14 protein-coding genes are annotated in these 17,912 nt (G+C 64.1%); 5 read left to right on the top strand and 9 right to left on the bottom strand.

All coding sequences use genetic code 11. The annotated features are described in order from the left end of the window. Positions 1-141: 141 nt before the first annotated feature. From sohB to SAJA_RS12680, 6 genes are all read right to left on the bottom strand, one after another. Complete coding sequence (gene sohB, locus SAJA_RS12705) at positions 142-1,179, bottom strand: protease SohB (protein WP_123659042.1); 1,038 nt, start codon at positions 1,177-1,179, stop codon at positions 142-144. Beyond that, positions 1,179-2,180, bottom strand: a complete 1,002-nt coding sequence (gene hemH, locus SAJA_RS12700) for a ferrochelatase (RefSeq protein ID WP_123659041.1) — start codon at positions 2,178-2,180, stop codon at positions 1,179-1,181. The genes sohB and hemH overlap by 1 nt, the downstream gene beginning before the upstream one ends. 110 nt (positions 2,181-2,290) lie before the next feature. After that, positions 2,291-3,628, bottom strand: coding sequence for an alanine/glycine:cation symporter family protein (locus SAJA_RS12695; protein ID WP_123659040.1), 1,338 nt, complete (start codon positions 3,626-3,628; stop codon positions 2,291-2,293). Positions 3,629-3,681: 53 nt separating this feature from the next. After that, positions 3,682-5,061, bottom strand: a complete 1,380-nt coding sequence (locus SAJA_RS12690) for a sodium-dependent transporter (RefSeq protein WP_245963319.1) — start codon at positions 5,059-5,061, stop codon at positions 3,682-3,684. 62 nt (positions 5,062-5,123) lie between these two features. Then, a complete protein-coding gene (locus SAJA_RS12685) occupies positions 5,124-6,509 on the bottom strand; it encodes a sodium-dependent transporter (protein WP_123659039.1) in 1,386 nt (461 codons plus the stop codon). Positions 6,510-6,849: 340 nt separating this feature from the next. Next, positions 6,850-8,145 (bottom strand): acetyl-CoA C-acetyltransferase, encoded by a 1,296-nt coding sequence (locus SAJA_RS12680; RefSeq protein WP_123659038.1) that lies wholly within the window; start codon positions 8,143-8,145, stop codon positions 6,850-6,852. 282 nt (positions 8,146-8,427) lie between these two features. Between SAJA_RS12680 and groES the strand changes: the two genes are divergently transcribed. The 5 genes from groES (at position 8,428) to SAJA_RS12655 (ending at position 14,128) form a co-directional block, all read left to right on the top strand. Continuing rightward, positions 8,428-8,715, top strand: coding sequence for a co-chaperone GroES (gene groES / locus SAJA_RS12675; RefSeq protein WP_123659037.1), 288 nt, complete (start codon positions 8,428-8,430; stop codon positions 8,713-8,715). 53 nt (positions 8,716-8,768) lie between these two features. After that, a complete protein-coding gene (gene groL, locus SAJA_RS12670) occupies positions 8,769-10,418 on the top strand; it encodes a chaperonin GroEL (RefSeq protein WP_123659036.1) in 1,650 nt (549 codons plus the stop codon). A 295-nt stretch (positions 10,419-10,713) separates the two neighbouring features. Beyond that, entirely contained in the window at positions 10,714-11,691 is a 978-nt protein-coding gene (locus SAJA_RS12665) for a glycosyltransferase family protein (protein WP_184999881.1), read from the top strand. Beyond that, positions 11,688-12,866: a hypothetical protein gene (locus tag SAJA_RS12660; protein ID WP_123659034.1), complete on the top strand. Its 1,179-nt coding sequence runs from the start codon at positions 11,688-11,690 to the stop codon at positions 12,864-12,866. Before SAJA_RS12665 ends, SAJA_RS12660 begins: the two co-directional genes overlap by 4 nt. Further along, positions 12,863-14,128, top strand: coding sequence for a glycosyltransferase (locus SAJA_RS12655; protein ID WP_184999880.1), 1,266 nt, complete (start codon positions 12,863-12,865; stop codon positions 14,126-14,128). The genes SAJA_RS12660 and SAJA_RS12655 overlap by 4 nt, the downstream gene beginning before the upstream one ends. Before the next feature lie 16 nt (positions 14,129-14,144). Here SAJA_RS12655 and SAJA_RS12650 read toward each other — a convergent pair whose 3' ends face one another. The 3 genes from SAJA_RS12650 to SAJA_RS12640 are packed head-to-tail and all read right to left on the bottom strand — an operon-like array spanning position 14,145 to position 17,743. Next, positions 14,145-15,443, bottom strand: a complete 1,299-nt coding sequence (locus SAJA_RS12650) for a glycosyltransferase family 4 protein (protein ID WP_123659032.1) — start codon at positions 15,441-15,443, stop codon at positions 14,145-14,147. A 12-nt stretch (positions 15,444-15,455) separates the two neighbouring features. Continuing rightward, positions 15,456-16,436 carry a hypothetical protein gene (locus tag SAJA_RS12645; RefSeq protein ID WP_123659031.1) on the bottom strand — a complete coding sequence of 327 codons (981 nt, stop codon included), beginning with the start codon at positions 16,434-16,436 and terminating at the stop codon, positions 15,456-15,458. Beyond that, the gene (locus SAJA_RS12640) at positions 16,433-17,743 is read right to left on the bottom strand and encodes a glycosyltransferase family protein (protein ID WP_123659030.1); all 1,311 of its coding nucleotides are present in this window, start codon (positions 17,741-17,743) and stop codon (positions 16,433-16,435) included. The genes SAJA_RS12645 and SAJA_RS12640 overlap by 4 nt, the downstream gene beginning before the upstream one ends. Positions 17,744-17,912: the final 169 nt, after the last annotated feature.

Here is a 17,912-nt window from a genome sequence, read left to right as displayed (position 1 = left end):
TCACCTTGATCGTGGCACGCCACGACCTGCGGCTCGCGCCTTGCCTGGCCAGATTTTGGGCACCAACGCGGCGCTCGTACGAAACGGCAACAGACCCTTAGCTTGCGACAGCGACCGGGCCGATAAGTTTCGCGCTATTGATTAACCGATACGTGCTTTTGCCATCCCGCGTTCTTCGGCCAGGCGTGCGTACAGCCGGCTGGCCTGGCCAGCCACACGGCTCACAAGCCCCGTACGGCTCTGATGGGTGATGGCATAGACCGGGCGCTCGGCGCGGGCTGCGGCCAGCATCAGGTCGTCGCCGGTGGCGATGTCATCCACCAGATGCCGGTCGATCGCCTGGCGGCCATACCAGTGCTCGCCGGTGGCCACGGCATCGATATCCAGACCGGGCCGATGCTCGGCCACGAAGGTCTTGAACAGGCCATGGGTATCATCGAGTTCCTGGCGAAACTTCTCGCGATCGGCATCACTGTTGTTGCCGAACATTGTCAGCGTGCGTTTGTGATCACCCGCGGTATGCAGTTCGACGTCTATATGACGCTCGTCCAGCCAGCGATGAAAATTCGGCAGCTGGGCCACCACGCCGATCGAGCCGATGATGGCGAACGGCGCCGCCACGATCCGGTCGCCCACGCAGGCCATCATATAGCCGCCCGAGGCCGCCACGCGATCGACCGACACGGTAAGTTTGATGCCCGCTTGGCGCAGGCGATCAAGCTGTGAGGCGGCCAGACCGTAGCTGTGCACGAGCCCGCCGCCGGACTCCAGGCGCAGCAACACTTCGTCGTGCTCGCCGGCGATCTGCACCAGCCCGTTGATCGACTCGCGCAGCTGCTCAACCGCCGAGGCTCGGATATCGCCGTCGAAATCCAGCACGAACAGGCGCGAGGTGTCGTCGGGCTGTTGTTCCTTCGCGCGTTTCTTGGCCTGGGCCTTGCGTTTTTTGGCACGCGCCTTGGCCTCGGCCTTGGAATCCATCGCCCCGGCCAGGGTATCGGCCAGCTGGGTCAGGCGCTCGTTGACGCGCTCGATCCGGAGCGAGGATTTCTTCTCGACGCGGGCAGCGGCGATGGTCGAGACAAGAGTGCCTATGATCAGCAGGGCCGCGACGACGAGCGTCGCGGTCTTGGCCAGAAACAGGCCGTAGTCGGCCGCGAGATCGATCAATATATCCATCAGACCCAGCCCGCCAGTTCTTCCCGAATGAGGCGCGTGAACATCTCGATATGATCATCGCGATCATTGAGGGCGGGGATATAGCGCAGGGCCTCACCGCCGTTGTCCTCGAAGTACTCGCGGTTTTCTTCCTTGATCTCTTCGAGCGTCTCCAGACAGTCGGAGGAAAAACCGGGACACATGACATCCACGGTATGAATATCGTCGGATTTGCCCCAGGCCTTCATGGTCTCGTCGAGATAAGGCTGTAGCCAGGGCTCGCGGCCGAAACGGCTTTGAAAGCAGACCTTGTAGTCGTTACGCCCCAGGCCCAGCTCGGCGGCCAGCAGACGCGCGGTCTCGCCACAGTCACGCGGGTAGGGATCACCCTGTTTGACATAGCGCTTGGGAATGCCGTGAAAGCTCATCACGAGTTTGTCGGCGCGCCCGTGCGCCTCCCAGTGTTCGCGCACCGAGTTCGCCAGCGCCCCGATATAGCCGGAATCCTGGCGATAACGGTTGATCTGGCGCAGCCGGGGCGGCTCGGGCCAGTCCTCGAGCACTTCGCTGACCTTGTCGAAGGTCGTGGCCACGGTGGTCGCCGAATACTGTGGATAGGCTGGAAAAACCAGCACCTTCTTGCAGCCGGCCGCGTGCAGCTCTTCCAGGCCGGCCTCGATCGAGGGATTGCCATAGCGCATGCCCAGCGCCACGACCACCGGCGTTTCCAGCTGTGCATCGAGCTTGGCCTGGATGCCGGCCACCTGGCGCCGGGCATAGATGATCAGCGGCGAGCCTTCATCCATCCAGACCGTGCGATACGCTTCGGCCGACTTCCTCGGACGAAAGGTCAGAATCACCCCGTAAAGCAGCGGCAGCCAGACCGCGCGGTTGAGATCGATCACGCGCGAGTCGGATAGAAACTCGCGCAGATACCGGCGCACGGCCGGCGTGGACGTATCGTCCGGGCTGCCCAGGTTGGTGAACAGCACGCCGACCGGCGTTTGATCCTGGCGGCTCATCTCGATCAATCCTTGCTATTGGTTGGGCGACATCAATGCGCAATCCTCATACTTGGGTTGTCGCGCCGCGGATGCAAGGCGGATGGATCAACAACCTGTTGGCCACGGGGCTAGCCGAAATACCGCCGCGTGAGCCGGAAAACGACCGGTGACAGCAACAGCAGAGCGATCAGGTTGGGGATGGCCATCAGTGCGTTCATGACGTCGGCGACCAGCCAGACGAGATCGAGCTGTGCGATCGCGCCGACAAACACCGCGATCACCCAGAGCACGCGATACGGCGTGATCACCCAGCTGCCCAGCAGATATTCCGCCGTGCGCTCGCCGTAATAGCTCCAGGCCAGCATGGTCGAGAACGCGAACACCACCAGACCAAAAGACACGATCGCCCCGCCCGGGCCGGGCAGACCGCTGGTGAAGGCCTCGGCGGAGAGTGTGGCCCCGGTCGAGCTGCTGTCCCAAGCGCCGGTAGCGATGATGACCAGCGCGGTCAGGCTGCACACGATGATGGTATCGATAAACGTACCCAGCATCGCCACCACGCCCTGACGCACCGGGCTGTCGGTGCGGGCCGCGGCATGGGCGATGGGCGCGCTGCCCAGCCCGGCCTCGTTGGAAAAGATACCGCGGGCCACGCCAAAACGTATGGCCATCAGCACGCCGGCCCCGGCAAACCCGCCGGCCGCGGCCGTGCCCGTGAACGCATCGGTCACGATCAGCGAGAAGGCCCCCGGCACGCCTTCGATATTGAAGGCCAGCACCGCGAGCGCACCGATGACATAGACCACGGCCATGAACGGCACGAGCTTTTCGGTCACTCGGGCCAGGCGTTGCACGCCGCCGAGCACCACCATGGCCACGCCGGCGGCCAGCACCAGCCCGGTCAACCAGGTCGGCACGGCAAGAGACGATTCGGCCAATACCTGCGATACCGAATTCGATTGCACGGTATTGCCGATACCAAAAGCGGCAATCGTGGCGAACAGCGCGAACAGAAACGCCAGCCAGCGCCAGTTATCGCCCAACCCGTTGCGAATGTAATACATCGGCCCGCCCACGTACTGGCCTGTTGCATTGGTCTGGCGATAATTCACGGCCAGAACGGCCTCGCCGTACTTGGTGGCCATGCCCACCAGCGCGGTGACCCACATCCAGAACACGGCCCCCGGCCCACCCAGATGGATCGCCGTGGCCACGCCGGCGATATTGCCCGTGCCCACCGTGGCCGATAGCGCAGTGGCCAGCGCCTGGAAGGGCGTAATGTCGCCCGGCTGGCTGGTCTGTCGTCGCCCGGCGAACAGCATGGAAAAACCGTAGAACAGCTTGCGCTGCGGAATACCGCGCAAGCCCAACGTGAGATAAATGCCCGTGCCCAGCAGCAGTGCGAGCATGACCGGGCCCCATACCCAGCCCGAAATCGTGGATAACAGCGTCGTTATCGTGTCCATAAAGCCCCCTTGGTTTGAATACGATCACGGGCCGAATACGGCCCGCGCGGTAGCTAGCCGATCAGTCCTTGTACCAGAATCCAGCCGATACCCAGCGGTGCCACGAACCGCAGCACGAACAACCAGAATGCGGCCCAGCGCGGTGCGGAGCGGCCGGCCGGCGACAGTGCTTGGGCCGCTCTTGGCCCCACGACCCAGCCCATGCACAGCGCGGTCAGCAAGCCGCCCAGCGGCAGGGCGATCGAGCTGGTCACGTAATCCAGCAGGTCGAAGAAGCTCATGCCGAACAGCTTGGCGCCGGCCAACAGCCCGAACGACAGCGAGGAGGGAATGGCCAGCAAGAACAATGCCACGGACGAGCCGATCGTGGCTTTCGCCCGGCTGAGCCCGTATTCATCGAACAGGTAACAGACCACCGCCTCGAGCAGCGACACGGCCGAGGTGAGTGCCGCCACTGCCAGAAGGGAGAAGAAAGCCACGCCGAACAGCGCGCCGCCGGGCATGGCATCAAAGACCGCCGGCAACACGAGAAACGTCGCTCCGGCGCCGCCGTCGCCCGGCGACAGGCCGGCCGCGAACATCGCCGGCAGCACCATGCAACCGGCCAACACGGCGATCAGCGTATCCAACGAGACCACGGCAAACGCATCGGCCGGCAGATTGCGCTCGCGTGGTATGTACGAGCCATAGGTCACCATCGCCGCCATGCCCAGTGACAACGAGAAAAACGCCTGGCCGATCGCCGCGGTCAGCGTCTCGCCCGTTACCTTGGAGAAGTCCGGCACGAAGAAGAATTCGAGCCCTTCGGCCGCGCCCGGCAACGTCACCGCGCGCACCACCAGCGCGACCAGCAGCACGAACAGCACCGGCATCAACAGCTTGGATGCCCGCTCGATGCCTGAACCCACGCCGCCGATGACCACCGCCGCACAGGCGATGGTGAACGCCCCGGCATAAAGGATCGGCTGGATCGGACTGCCGATCAGGTCATTGAAAGTGGCCGAGAGTGTTTCGCTGTTGGTCGTGGCCAGCGCCCCCGAGGCCTCAAAGCCGATATAGGCCAGCGTCCAGCCGGCCACCACGACATAGAACGAATCGATCACGAACGCGGTGAGCACGGCCAGCCCGCCCACCGGCGACCAGCGCCGCCCGGCGATCTCGCGAAACGCGGCCACCGGCGTCTTCTGGGCCATGCGCCCGAGCACCAGCTCGGCCATGACCAGCGAAAAGCCGAAGACCACGATGCAGACCATATAGATGACGAGAAACGCGCCCCCGCCGTTCTCGCCCGTCATGTAGGGGAACTTCCAGATATTGCCCAGGCCCACGGCCGAGCCGGCCGCCGCCATGATGAAGCCGAGCCGCGTGCCCCATTGCCCCCGTTGTTGTGTCATCAATCCGTCATCCTTGTCGTGCTTGGTTTGTAGCGTCATGCAATTGGCGTGCACACGCGCTCGTTGTCGCGTGTGTTTTCGGTGTTTGCCCTCGATGTGACCTAGAGCAGCCCCTGTACCAGGATCCAGACGATGCCCGCGGGGGCGATGAAGCGCACCACGAACAGCCAGCCCTGCGCCCACAGGCCCGGCGTGCTGCCCGCCGGGCCGATCGCGGCGATCGCTTTCGGCCCGAGAATCCAGCCCACCACGATCGCAATCATCAGGCCGCCGAAGGGCAGCGACAGGTTGCTGGCGAAATAATCGAACAGCCCGAACAGCGTCATCCCGAACAGCGTCACGCCCTGCCAGGCACCAAAAGACAGCGATACCGGCACGGCCAGCATCATGCAAACGGCCCCGGCAAGCCACGCGGCTTTGGTACGAGACACGCGGCGCTCGTCCACCAGATACGCCACCACCGGCTCGAGCATCGAGATCGACGAGGTCAGGGCCGCCAGCACCAGAAGGGCGAAAAACCCGATCGCGATCCAGTGCCCGCCGGGCAGGCTGGCGAACACCGCCGGCAGCACCTTGAACGTGGTGCCAGGCCCGCCCTGATCGGGTGTCATGCCGGCCGCGAACATCGTGGGGATGATCATCAAGCCGGCCAGAATGGCGATACCCGTATCCAGCAGCACAACCGCCAGCGCGTCACGCCCCAGATGCTGCTGTGACGACATATACGAGCCGTAGGTGATCAGGCCGCCCAGTCCCAGCGATAACGAAAAGAACGCCTGGCCGAGTGCCGCCGAAGCGGTTGCACCGTCGAGCGCACTGAAATCGGGCTTGAGGAAAAACCACAGGCCGTCGGTGGCTCCGGGCAGGGTAAGCGCGCGGATAGCCATCACCAGCAACAGAACCACCAGCAGCGGCATGAACAGTTTTGAGGCGCGCTCGATGCCGCGGCCCACGCCACGAGCCACGATGAGAATCGTGGCGATGACGAAGCCAAAGGCATACAGCAATGGCGTCAACCCGCTGCCGATGAGGTTATCGAACAGGGCATCCAGCCCGCCGGCTCGAGTCGGGGTGAGCGTCCCCTCCACGGCATAGACCAGATACGCGATGGTCCAGCCGGCCACCACGCAATAGAACGACAGGATGATGATCGCCGTGAACACGCCCAGTGCACCCACGGCCGGCCAGGCACCGCCGGCCACCTTGCGATAGGCGCCCACCGGGTTGAGCCGGCTCATGCGGCCGACGAGCAGCTCGGCAATGACCAGCGACAGGCCAAAGCCCAACACACAGACCAGGTACAGCACCAGAAAGGCGCCGCCGCCATGAGCCCCGGCCATGTACGGAAACTTCCAGATATTGCCCAGGCCCACGGCCGACCCGGCAGTGGCCATGATGAAGCCGAAACGAGAGGTCCAGTGGTCGCGTTGCATCGAGCAGGCCAGGGCGAAAGACCCGCGATAGCCTAGGGCCTGTTGCCGTTTCATGCGAGCGCCGCGTTGGCGTCCGCAAATCGTGTCCTGCAAGGCGCGAGTTGCCGCGTCGTGGCGTGCCACGATCAAGACTCGCAACGCCGCAGGGCGCCCATCTTCAATTTTTATGGGCGGCCCAACCCTTCGGGACAAGCGCTGTTTTGCGGCAATACAGCGTTCTAGCCCACTAGCGCAGAATGACTGCGCGGCGCGGGCTACGCCTCGTCTTGCCGCAAAACAGCGCTTGGCGCGGACTCGTATGAAACGGCAACAGGCCCTAGACGAGTCCGCCGCCCGAGAAAAAAAGACGGGCCCGAAAGCCCGTCATCTGGTCATTTAATTGTCATCCGGCGGATCAGCTGTCCGCGGATTCCAGAATCGCGGTGATGCCCTGGCCGCCGGCGGCACAGACCGAGATCAGCCCGCGCTTGTTGGGCCCGGCCTGATGCAGGATCTTGGCCAGCGTGCCCACGATGCGCGCGCCGGTGGCCGCGAACGGATGCCCCACACCCAGCGACGAGCCCTTGACGTTGAGCTTGGTGGTATCGATCGAGCCCAGCGGCTCAGACCGACCCAGCTTCTCCTCGCAGTATTTCTTCGACTCCCACGCCTTGAGGGTGCACAGCACCTGAGCCGCGAAGGCCTCGTGAATCTCGTAGAAATCGAAGTCCTGAAGCGTGAGGCCCGCCGCATCGAGCATATCCGCCACGGCATAGGTCGGCGACATCAGCAGCCCTTCGCCGCCGTCGACGTAATCCACGGCCGCGGTGCGCGAGTACGGCGTCAGATAAGCCAGAATCGGCAGGCCGCGCGCCTTGGCCCATTCCTCGCTGGCCAACAACACGGACGAGGCGCCGTCGGTGAGCGGCGTGGAGTTGGCCGCGGTCAGCGTGCCGTTCTCGCGATCGAAGGAGGGCTTGAGCTTGGACAGCTTCTCCAGGCTGGAATCCGGGCGCATGTTGTTATCGCGCTCCACGCCCAGATACGGGAAGACCAGATCATCATAGAAGCCGTCGACATAGGCCTGGGCGGCGTTCTTGTGACTGGCCATGGCCAGCTCGTCCTGGGCGCGCCGACTGATCTTCCATTCCTTGGCCATCAGCTCACAGTGCTCGCCCATGGACATGCCGGTACGCGGCTCGGTCACCGAAGGCAGGTTGGGTGCCAGATGCCGCGGGCGGATCTTGGCCAACAGCTTGGCCCGTTGACCGCCGGTCTTGGCTCGGTTGACGTCGAGCAGGATCTTGCGCAGTTCTTCATTGACGGCGATTGGGGCATCCGAGGTGGTGTCCGAGCCGCCGGCGATGGCCGAATCGATCTGGCCCATCGCGATCTTGTTGGCCAGCAGTACCGCGGTCTGCAGGGAGGTGCCACAGGCGGCCTGTACGTCAAACGCCGGGGTGTGCGGATCCAGATCGGTGCCGAGCACGGCCTCGCGGGTGAGATTGAAATCGCTGCTGTGCTTGAGCACGGCGCCCGCCGAGACTTCGCCGATACGCTCGCCGGCCAGCTTGTACTTGGTTGACAGCGCCTTGAAGGCCGCAGTCAGCAAGTCCTGGTTCGACTGATGCGAGTACTCGGTGTTCGAGCGACAGAACGGGATACGGGCGCCGCCGACGATGGCGACTCGGCGCGGGGTGAATTCAGCCATGACTCCTCCTTGAATGCCGAGCGTGTCGTCGGCGTGTAACTATCGTCGGAAGATACTGCGCTCGTGCTAATGTGACAAGGAATCGTTTCAGTTTTTGGGTGCATCCGAAGCCTCTCGAGTACACGACGCGTCAGCCAAAAAAAACCGGCTCAACTCTTGAAAGCCCTGCTGTAGGCCGCATGAATGGCGTTGATCAAGATTGCCAATCGGCGATCTGGTGCGGGGGACTCCCGCGATGCTTTTTAATCAACAACCTTTGAACTTTCGAGGAGAAGGGTGGCAATGAATATCCGTCCTCTACATGATCGCGTCGTCATCAAGCGGCTCGAAGAAGAGCAGAAAACGCCCGGCGGAATCGTGATCCCCGATTCGGCGGCCGAGAAGCCCCAGCGCGGTGAAGTGGTTGCCGTGGGCAACGGCAAGGCGCTGGAAAACGGTGACGTGCGCAAGCCGGAAGTCGCCGTGGGTGACAAGGTCATGTTCGGCAAGTTCTCGGGCACGGAAATCAAGATCGACGGTGAAGAAGTCGTCGTGATGCGCGAAGACGACATCCTGGCGGTGCTGGGCTAACGCCCACGCCACGCTAGCGACGTTCGATAACCGCAATAAAGGATTAAGTAGCAATGGCTGCAAAAGAAGTACGTTTTGGCGAAAACGCCCGTCAGCGTCTGGTCCGTGGCGTCAACACGCTGGCCGACGCGGTCAAGGTCACCTTGGGCCCGAAAGGCCGCAACGTCGTGCTCGACAAGAGCTTCGGCGCCCCGACCATCACCAAGGACGGTGTCTCGGTCGCCAAGGAAATCGAACTGGAAGACAAGTTCGAGAACATGGGCGTGCAGATGGTCAAGGAAGTCGCTTCCAAGACTTCTGACGTCGCCGGTGACGGCACCACCACGGCCACCGTGCTGGCCCAGGCCATCGTGCGCGAAGGCGTGAAGGCCGTGTCCGCGGGCATGAACCCGATGGATCTCAAGCGCGGCATCGACAAGGCTGTGGATGCGGCCGTCGAAGAGCTGGCCAAGCTGTCCAAGCCCTGCGATGACGAGAAAGCCATCGCCCAGGTCGGCTCGATCTCGGCCAACTCCGACAAGGAAGTCGGTACCATCATCGCCGATGCCATGAAGAAGGTCGGCAAGGAAGGCGTCATCACGGTCGAAGAAGGCTCCAGCCTGTACAACGAGCTGGACGTCGTCGAGGGTATGCAGTTCGATCGCGGCTATCTCTCGCCGTACTTCGTCACCGACAACGAGACGATGACGGCCGAGCTGGACAACCCCTACATCCTGCTGTTCGACAAGAAGATCTCGAACATCGGCGATATGGTCGGCCTGCTCGAGAACGTTGCCAAGCAGAACCGTCCGCTGCTGATCGTGGCCGAAGACGTCGAAGGCCAGGCGCTGGCCACGCTGGTGGTCAACACCCTGCGCGGCATCGTCAAGGTCGCCGCGGTCAAGGCGCCCGGCTTCGGTGATCGTCGCAAGGCTATGCTCGAAGACATGGCCGTGCTGACCGGTGGCCAGGTCATCTCCGAAGATCTCGGCATGACGCTGGAAAACGCCACGCTCGAGCACTTGGGTGAGGCCAACAAGGTCCAGGTGTCCAAGGAAAACACCACCATCATCGATGGCAAGGGTTCCAACAACGACATCGAGGCCCGCATCGGCCAGATCCGTAAGCAGGTCGAGGATTCCTCGTCGGACTACGACAAGGAGAAGCTGCAGGAACGCGTGGCCAAACTCGCCGGCGGCGTGGCACTGATCAAGGTCGGGGCCGCCACCGAAGTCGAGATGAAAGAGAAGAAGGCACGCGTCGAAGACGCCCTGCACGCCACCCGTGCAGCCGTCGAAGAAGGCATCGTGCCCGGCGGCGGCGTGGCCCTGCTGCGCACCCTGACCGCGATCGAGAACGTCAAGGGCGACAACGACGACCAGGACGCCGGCATTCGCCTGCTGCGTCGCGCCGTCGAAGAGCCGCTGCGTCAGATCGTGTTCAACAGCGGCGGCGAGCCGTCCGTGGTCGTCAACGAAGTGATGTCCAAGGACGGCAACTACGGCTACAACGCGGCCTCCGGCGAATACGGCGACATGGTCGAGATGGGCATTCTCGACCCGACCAAGGTCAGCCGTACCGCGCTGCAGAACGCAGCCTCCATCTCCGGCCTGATGCTGACCACCGAAGCAGCCGTTGCCGACGTCCCCGAGGATGACGACAAGGGCGGTGCCGGCGACATGGGCGGCATGGGTGGAATGGGCGGCATGGGCGGCATGATGTAAATCACGCCCAGCGCCCGCAGGAGACTGTTCTCTCCTGGGACGACAAGACACCAGGCCCCGTGAACGGCGTTGCATGTTGCAAGGCCTCACGGTGGCCCGGTCTTTTCGCAGAATCCGGTTTTCTTTCTGGGAAACCGGATTTTTTTGTGCCCTTGTAGGCCGTACGCGCGACGCCGGATGGCGTGTGCCACATGATCGGTTTCGCCCATGTCTCGGGCATTGCTATGCTGGCGCCGCGATGCGCCGCGACCGGCATGATCGTTGTGCCTGTTTCGTTACAAAGTGCTTGTCCGCCATGCTCGACACCCGCCGTATTCATCTGATCAGCTGCATCGGCGTCGATAGCGAGCTGGCATTGTTGCCTCATTTTCTCGGCCACTACCGCAGCATCGGGATAGCGCCCGATGCGATGCAGCTTATTCTCAATACATTGGATCCAGACTCGCCGAATCTGGCGACGGCACGGGCGATACTGCACGAGCACGGCATCGCGGATGCCGATGTCTGGATCGCGCCGTATACCAGTGACGCGATGTGGGCGCGGCGTCGTGCGTTACAGCAGGCCCGTGTGGCGGCCAATGATTGGGTCGTTAATGCCGACGTGGATGAATTTCACGAGTATCCGGCGACTCTTGAGACGTTTCTGGACTGGTGTGACAAGCGCCGGATCAACGTCGCTCAAGGCGTCTTCATCGATCGTCTGGCGCCGCACGGCCAGTTGAAACCGATTGCTGGCGAGCCGGCCATGAGCGTGCAGTTTCCGCTCGCCGCCGAAGTACAGTGCGCGCTCGGCCAGCCATCTATTCACCAAAAACCCGGCGGCTCGGTCAAGGTCATGGCCCATCAAGGGGACGTGTTTTTAAACCGCGGCGGGCATCGGCCTGCGCCGGACAATCCGCCGATCCGGTTCGCATTTGGCCACGATCTGGATCGTTTCCCGATGCTGGACCGGCCCGTCTTTCGCTGGTCGCTGCCGCTGCGGGTGCACCACTACAAATGGACGGCCGGCCTGCGCGAGACGCTGGAGCGTCGTCTGGCCACGCCGGGCGTCAGCCCGGCAGGCGCCGAATACGGCCAGAAGCTGCTGGATCATCTGCATCGCCACGACGGCATCGCACTGGCCGAGGTGGCGGTTGCCGAACCGGGACTGGCGCCAATCACGCACCGCTGGCCGGCCGCGATTCGGCGCCGCGCACGTCAGGCGCGCTGGCTGGTGGCAACAAGAAAACCGCGCAAGAAACTCAAACGCTGGCTCGGGAGCAGGGCATCGTGAACGGATGGCAGGTCGAACAACTCACCCACGGCACGGATGCCGGGCTTTATCACGCACACAGCTATTACGATCTGAACGTATTCGACGCCGAAAGTCGTCGTATCGTGGCGCATCGCATGCACGGTGTCGCCGAGCGTGCGCTACGGCCCGATGATCGAATCACGATCGGGTTGATCGACACCGAGGCAGACGGCGCTTGGACGGAGATCGGCCAGAGCAGCGCCTGGAGCTGGCAACAGGGCCCGATGGCCCAATGGGTGCCGGGTACATCGCTCGTGCTCTGGAACGACCGCGACGATGCGACGTTCGTCACGCGCGTGCTCGATACGGTCAATCAGACGCGCCGCACGCTGCCCATTGCCAGCTATGTCGTCGATCCTCGGGCCCGGTTCACGCTTGGCGTGAACATGGCGCGTCTGGATACGCTGCGCCCCGGCTATGGCTACTGCGGCGGGGCAGGCGCCCGGCTGGATCAACGTCGGCCGCGAGAAGACGGGGTCTGGAAACAGCCGCTGGACGGCAGCGCGCCGACGTTGATTCTATCGCTTGATCGGGCCGTACGATTTCTATATTCGCAGCTCGGCTGGCGCGACGTTCTGGATCACCGGGTCAAGCGCTATCGATACTGGTTCAATCACGTCAAGATCGCGCCCGACGGCAACCGGTTTACCGTCAAACTGCGTTTTCGCTCCCGGGATGCCAAAAAAGGCTGGAGCGATCGTATGGGGGTGAGCCTGACCTGTGGCACGGATGGTGAGGTCCTGGCGCTGATGACCGACGCCACATCGCACGTGATCTGGGCCGATAACCAAACACTGTATTTCTGGCGAAAACGCGACGGTGTCTGTCTCTATGCCGACGAAACACCGAAAGGGCGCTATCTGCGGCCGATCGCGCCCGAGGTCATCGACTACAACGTGCATCTGCGCTATCTGCCGGGATCGACGCATCGCATGGTTTTCGATACCCCGTATCGCGAGTCGATCGATGTTCTGATTCACGATGAGCAGTCCGAGGCGACCCAGACTATTGCCCATTTCGACAACCACCGGCCGGCCCGCGGGCAGTATCGCTGTGACCTGCATCCGTGCCCGAGTCCGGATGCCAACAAGATCGTGGTGACCTCGCTCGACGACGGCGCGCGCCAGGTTTATCTGCTACGCAAGACGGCGTGACCGGAACCGCCTGCGAAACGCGGTCTTCCGCCCCGCGCCATGTTGTCTTCTATCTGCCAAATCTGGCCGGGGGCGGGGCCGAGCGCTCGATCCTGCGTCTGAGCCAGGCGCTGGCCGAGCGCGGCCATCGCGTCGAGCTGATCGTCAATCAGGCGGCTGGCCCGTATCGATCACGGGTGGCGGCATCCGTGCGGCTGGTCGTGCTTGAGCGGGCCAGCAAGCTGTCCGGACGCCTGGCGCTCCTGCGCCTGGCCTCCGGCGCGCGCGATGCGCGCGCGGCACTATTGCGCCTGGCCGGCATGCGGCGGCCGATCATCAAACTGGCCTATATCGCGCCGCTGACCGCCGTATTGGCCGAATCCCGGCCGGACGTCTTGATCAGCGCGCTGACACGGGCGAATCTGGCCGCGCTGCTGGCTCACCGGCTGGCCGGGGTCAAATCACGCATCTTGGTCACCGAGCGTAATCATCTGAGCGCGGAGCTGGCCGAACGTCGGACGCAGGGCGACAACACCGCCGGATGGGCATCGCTGATCGGGCTGGTCAACGCCTGTTACCCCTGGGCCGACGCGATCGCCGGGGTCTCGCGCGGCGTGGCCGACGATCTGGCGGCAAGCACGCGACTATCGCGCGATACGATTCAAACACTCTACAACCCGGTCGTCGGCCCGGATCTGGCCGCAGCCGGGCGGGCGCCGCTGCCCGAGGGGATATGGCCGGTGAGTGCGACGGATACGACGCCGGTGATTCTGGCGGTCGGGCGTCTCGAGCCACAGAAGGATTTTTCCACACTGATCCACGCGGTCGCCCGGCTATGGCGGGCGCGGCCGGTACATCTCGTGATTGCGGGCGAAGGCGTGATGCGCGCGGCACTGACGTTGGAAATCAAGCGGCTGGGCTTGGGCAACGTGGTGCATCTCGTCGGCTGGGTCGATGCGCCGGCGGTGCTCATGCATCGAGCCAGTCTGTTCGTGCTCAGCTCGCTGTACGAGGGCTTGCCCGGCGTGCTTATCGAGGCGATGGGCTGTGGCTGCCCGGTGGTGGCGACCGACTGCCCCAGCGGCCCACGGGAAATACTGCTCGACGGGCGCTACGGCCCCTTGGTGCCGGTGGGTGACGTGCAAGCACTGGCCGACGCGATGCAGGCCAGCCTCGATCAGCCCGTGGCGCGCGAGCAGTTGCTCGCCCGGGCGAGCGATTTTTCGATCGCGACATCGACCGAGCGTTTCGAGCGGCTCATCGAGGATTTGGCGACGCGCTGAAACGCTGCACCGGGCATTACGCCGATAGACGATGGAAAACACACGACAACGCGCGTGCCCGGGCGGCCCAGGTGTAGTGGCTTTCCAGATCGTGGCGTGCCTGGTCGCCCAGGCGGCGTCGCGCGGCCGGGTCATCGATCAGCGACACCAGCGTCGCCGCCCATGCCTCGGGCGCGTCGGGCGGGCACAGGCGTGCGTTGTGCTCATCGATCAGCACCTCGCGCAGAACCGCCAGATCCGAGGCCACGATCGCCCGGCCGGCGGCCATGTAATCGAACATCTTCAGCGGTGACGTATAGCGGCCGATATCGCCATGCGCATCGCCGGCGGTCGCCACGCGAGCCTGGTTGGGCAGGAGCGCGATATCCAGCGCCGCCAGATAACCCGGTACCTGCTGCGGCGCAACGTGGCCGTGAAAATAGAGATTTTCGCAGGGCCCGATCCGGGCCTGCCAGGCTGCGATATCGTCGGGTTCGCCGCCGACGACGTGAAAATCGATCGTTGGGCAGCGCGTGACTAGCTGGGCGATCAGCGACATGCCTTTGCCGGCATAAAGATGCCCGCAATAGCCAACGCGTCCGCAGTCGGGCCGGCCCGGCAGCGAAACCCGCGTCACGTTGCTGTCCGCGCGGCGTGCGCCGTCGGCCAGAACGCTGATATGGCCCGATAAGGCCGGGTAGCGCGCCACGATATCGTCGGCCAGGCGGTGGGTGATCGCGATCAGATGCCGTCGTGGATCGGGGCGCGCCAGGCGTGCCTCGAAATCGGCGTTTGAAACCAGCCCGCGATAGCCGACGAGCGAGACCAGCCTGCCAAGGCTCGGCAGGTGACGCTGGCCGCGCCATCGGCCCATTACAAGCCGGCCTGCGATACGCAGGGCCTTGACCGCGCGTGTGAACGAATAGCCCCGGGCGGCCCGGCCCGCGCCCGTGCCGGCGGGCTTGTGTGCTTCGTAGACCACCGGCCAGTGACGATCCCCGGCCAGTGCTGCGCTGGGCAGATGCCGAGTGAAAATCAGCCGACATCCGGCCCGGGCCGCCGCGTCCAGGCAGGCCATGGCCCAGAAGGCATCGGGCTTGGTGATCGCCGGCCAGTCGATCAATTTGATTTCGATGTCTGCCTGCAGGCCGTAGTAGTCGCGGATCGATTCGCCCGACGACGGCATATCGGTATAAGTCGGGGCGAACAGCACGACGTGCCAATCGGTTTCGGCCAGCGCTTCGCACATGCGTATGACCTGGAGGCTGTTCGCCGAACGCGCCGGCAACCGCGTGGCGGCGATTACGGCAACTGAGCGTGGGGCGGATGTGGTCATCGTGTCGATCGTCTAATCGACGGCATGACCACGCTCGTCGCGATAATGGGCGAGGAACGGATAGCGCTCGATCAGGCCGGCCACGCGCTCACGCGCCGCCGCCGGCCAGGCCACCAGCTCTCGTGTGGCTGACGGCCGGGTATGAATCAGCGCAGCGGATCGGGCGATGTGATCCGGGTCGATCGGCAAGCCAAGAAACGCCATCAGGCGGCTCAGAACACCGTGCGGAGCGGCGGCCAGTGCGCTGTGACACAGGGTGTGCCAGTCGGTTTCGGCCGTGTGCGACCGGATACGCTCGACCGTTTCACACAGCGCGGCGTAGATATCGATCTGCTCGTCGGAGACCGTATCGGCGATATGTCCGTCGGCCTGGCTCTGGCGCAGAGCAGCGGCGAAGGCAGCCGGCTCGGGGGTGCGTGTACGAAGCGCGTCGTACGCCCGTCCGGCGCGCAGCGACATGGTCGCGATATTATCGAAGGGGTTGCGGGTGACACAGATCCAGGGCTTGCGCCAGCGGGTGTCGCGGTTGAGTTGCTCAAGCAGGTCGGGCCGGGCCTGTATGCGCTTGACCGCCATGTCGCCTTTCTTGTCGCCGATGACCGATAGCGTATCGCCGCGATGATGACTCGCCCCCTCGACGTAATAGCAGTAGCCGTTCCAGTAACGTCCGTGGCGCGTGAACACGCGCGAGGCATGATCCATGAGAGCTGCGATACGCGATAGCGGCAGGCCGGCCTCCAGCAGGCCGATGGCGTCGAGCTCGTGAGCGATGCGCGCGTTGGGATGGGCATCGATGATCGAGCCGATCAGCGAGTGGCCCGAGCGCGGAAACCCCGCGAAGTGGACGATACTTTGAATACCGGCCAGCCGACGACGATGACGTAGTGCCTCGAAGGCGCCGCGTGCGTTGAGCCGTCGGATGGACACGGATTCGTGTCGACGCGAGGCGTGTCCGTCGAAGGCGGGGATGGAGTGCGTGGCGCGTCGCGTCATAGGCGTTCGGGGCTCGTTAGAGGTTGTGTGGTGGCCAGGCCAGCGACGACGCGGCTCGCGCGGGCCGACCAGGTGTAGTGGGCTTCCAGATCCGTGCGGGCGGCCGCGGCCAGTCGTTGACGCAGTGCGGGGTCGTCGGCCAGCCGAGACAGGGCGGCCGCCCACGCCGAAACATCGTCATGACCACATAACAGCGCGTTCGTGTCGTCGACCAGTATTTCTCGCAGCACGGCGAGATCCGAGGCCACGATCGGCTTGCCAGCGGCCATGTATTCGAACATTTTCATGGGCGATGTATAGGCCCCGATATTGGTGCCTGTGTCGCCACGTCGACTGGCCTGGTAGGTGGCGACTGTTGGTTGATTCGGCAGCAGGCACACATCGAACGCAGCCAGCCAGTCACCCACGCGATGCGGCTCGACGTGGTCATGGAAGACAAGATTCGAACAATCCGCGGTCCGGGCACGCCAACGCTCGCGATCTGCTGTCAGGCCGCCCAATACGTGGAACTGAGCCCAAGGACAACGGCGCGCAATGGCCTCGATGATCTCGACACCCTTGCCGGCATACAGATGCCCACAGTAGCCAACACACAGTGTCTTGCCACGCTCGAACGGTGCGGGGCCGGGGGGCCGCGTCGGCAGTAGCGCGCCGTCGGGGGCCACGAGAATCCGGCTGGCCAGGCGGGGCGCGGCTTCACAAAGATCTCGTGCAAGCGCGTGCGTGATCACGACGACGCGCACCAGGTTGGGATAGGCCGCCAAGCGGCGTAACAGCGTGATGTTCTGCACATAGCCGCCGCGACTTGCCAGCGCGCGCCGATCCCGGGCCTCGGCCGGCGCGTGCCGGGTCGAGGCCACGGCCTGCCAGCGCCCCCCCGTCTGTCGCAGGCGATCGTCCAGATAATCCATCGCCGGGCCGGTTTGCCCGGGGCGGGCCTGGATGCCTTGGTGGAGTTCGACGATACATCGCAGCCCGGCCTCCAGCGCGGCCCATCCGGCCGCGACATGACGCGCATAAACCAGGTCCGGCGCCCAGTGGCGTGCTGCACGCGCGCTGCGCCAGGCCCATAGACGAATCGCCTTAGCGCCGCCCGGCCATGCCACCGGCTGCGTGGTAAAAGCCGGGATGATGCCGTAGTAAGCGGCGACAGTCGGCGTATCCGTGCGGCGTTCATGCTTGCCGTCCGGCACGAGCAGGATGACGTCGTGGCCGTGCTCGGACAGCGCCTGAGCCATGCGCACCACGAACAACGCTTCGGCCGAGGGCGATGGCAGACAGGCATCGGAAATGAACACGATTTTCATGGCCTGGCTCGCGTCGTCCGGCGGCGATTGTCGCCGGCCTTACTAAACACCCTCGCGGCCGGCGATAGGCACGGCTTCCATCGATCGATTCTTTTATTGTTTTGGAACAAACAAATAGCAGCGCTCATGGTTTAGCCTCAAAGCTCTGCACCGCCCGAATAGGCCTCGT

It is taken from the genome of Salinisphaera japonica YTM-1, assembly GCF_003788585.1.
Lineage (GTDB): Bacteria > Pseudomonadota > Gammaproteobacteria > Nevskiales > Salinisphaeraceae > Salinisphaera > Salinisphaera japonica.
Note: the sequence above shows the minus strand (reverse complement) of the source record. Positions and strands in the feature narration are given on the sequence as shown.

Excerpts from the sequence above, each read along its gene's own strand:
- SAJA_RS12685 (WP_123659039.1), bottom strand. The coding sequence starts at position 6,509 with ATGAAACGGCAACAGGCCCTAGGCTATCGCGGGTCTTTCGCCCTGGCC.
- groL (WP_123659036.1), top strand. The coding sequence starts at position 8,769 with ATGGCTGCAAAAGAAGTACGTTTTGGCGAAAACGCCCGTCAGCGTCTG.
- SAJA_RS12645 (WP_123659031.1), bottom strand. The coding sequence starts at position 16,436 with ATGACGCGACGCGCCACGCACTCCATCCCCGCCTTCGACGGACACGCC.
- hemH (WP_123659041.1), bottom strand. The coding sequence starts at position 2,180 with ATGAGCCGCCAGGATCAAACGCCGGTCGGCGTGCTGTTCACCAACCTG.
- SAJA_RS12665 (WP_184999881.1), top strand. The coding sequence starts at position 10,714 with ATGCTCGACACCCGCCGTATTCATCTGATCAGCTGCATCGGCGTCGAT.
- SAJA_RS12640 (WP_123659030.1), bottom strand. The coding sequence starts at position 17,743 with ATGAAAATCGTGTTCATTTCCGATGCCTGTCTGCCATCGCCCTCGGCC.
- SAJA_RS12680 (WP_123659038.1), bottom strand. The coding sequence starts at position 8,145 with ATGGCTGAATTCACCCCGCGCCGAGTCGCCATCGTCGGCGGCGCCCGT.
- SAJA_RS12695 (WP_123659040.1), bottom strand. The coding sequence starts at position 3,628 with ATGGACACGATAACGACGCTGTTATCCACGATTTCGGGCTGGGTATGG.
- groES (WP_123659037.1), top strand. The coding sequence starts at position 8,428 with ATGAATATCCGTCCTCTACATGATCGCGTCGTCATCAAGCGGCTCGAA.
- SAJA_RS12650 (WP_123659032.1), bottom strand. The coding sequence starts at position 15,443 with ATGACCACATCCGCCCCACGCTCAGTTGCCGTAATCGCCGCCACGCGG.
- SAJA_RS12690 (WP_245963319.1), bottom strand. The coding sequence starts at position 5,061 with ATGACGCTACAAACCAAGCACGACAAGGATGACGGATTGATGACACAA.
- sohB (WP_123659042.1), bottom strand. The coding sequence starts at position 1,179 with ATGGATATATTGATCGATCTCGCGGCCGACTACGGCCTGTTTCTGGCC.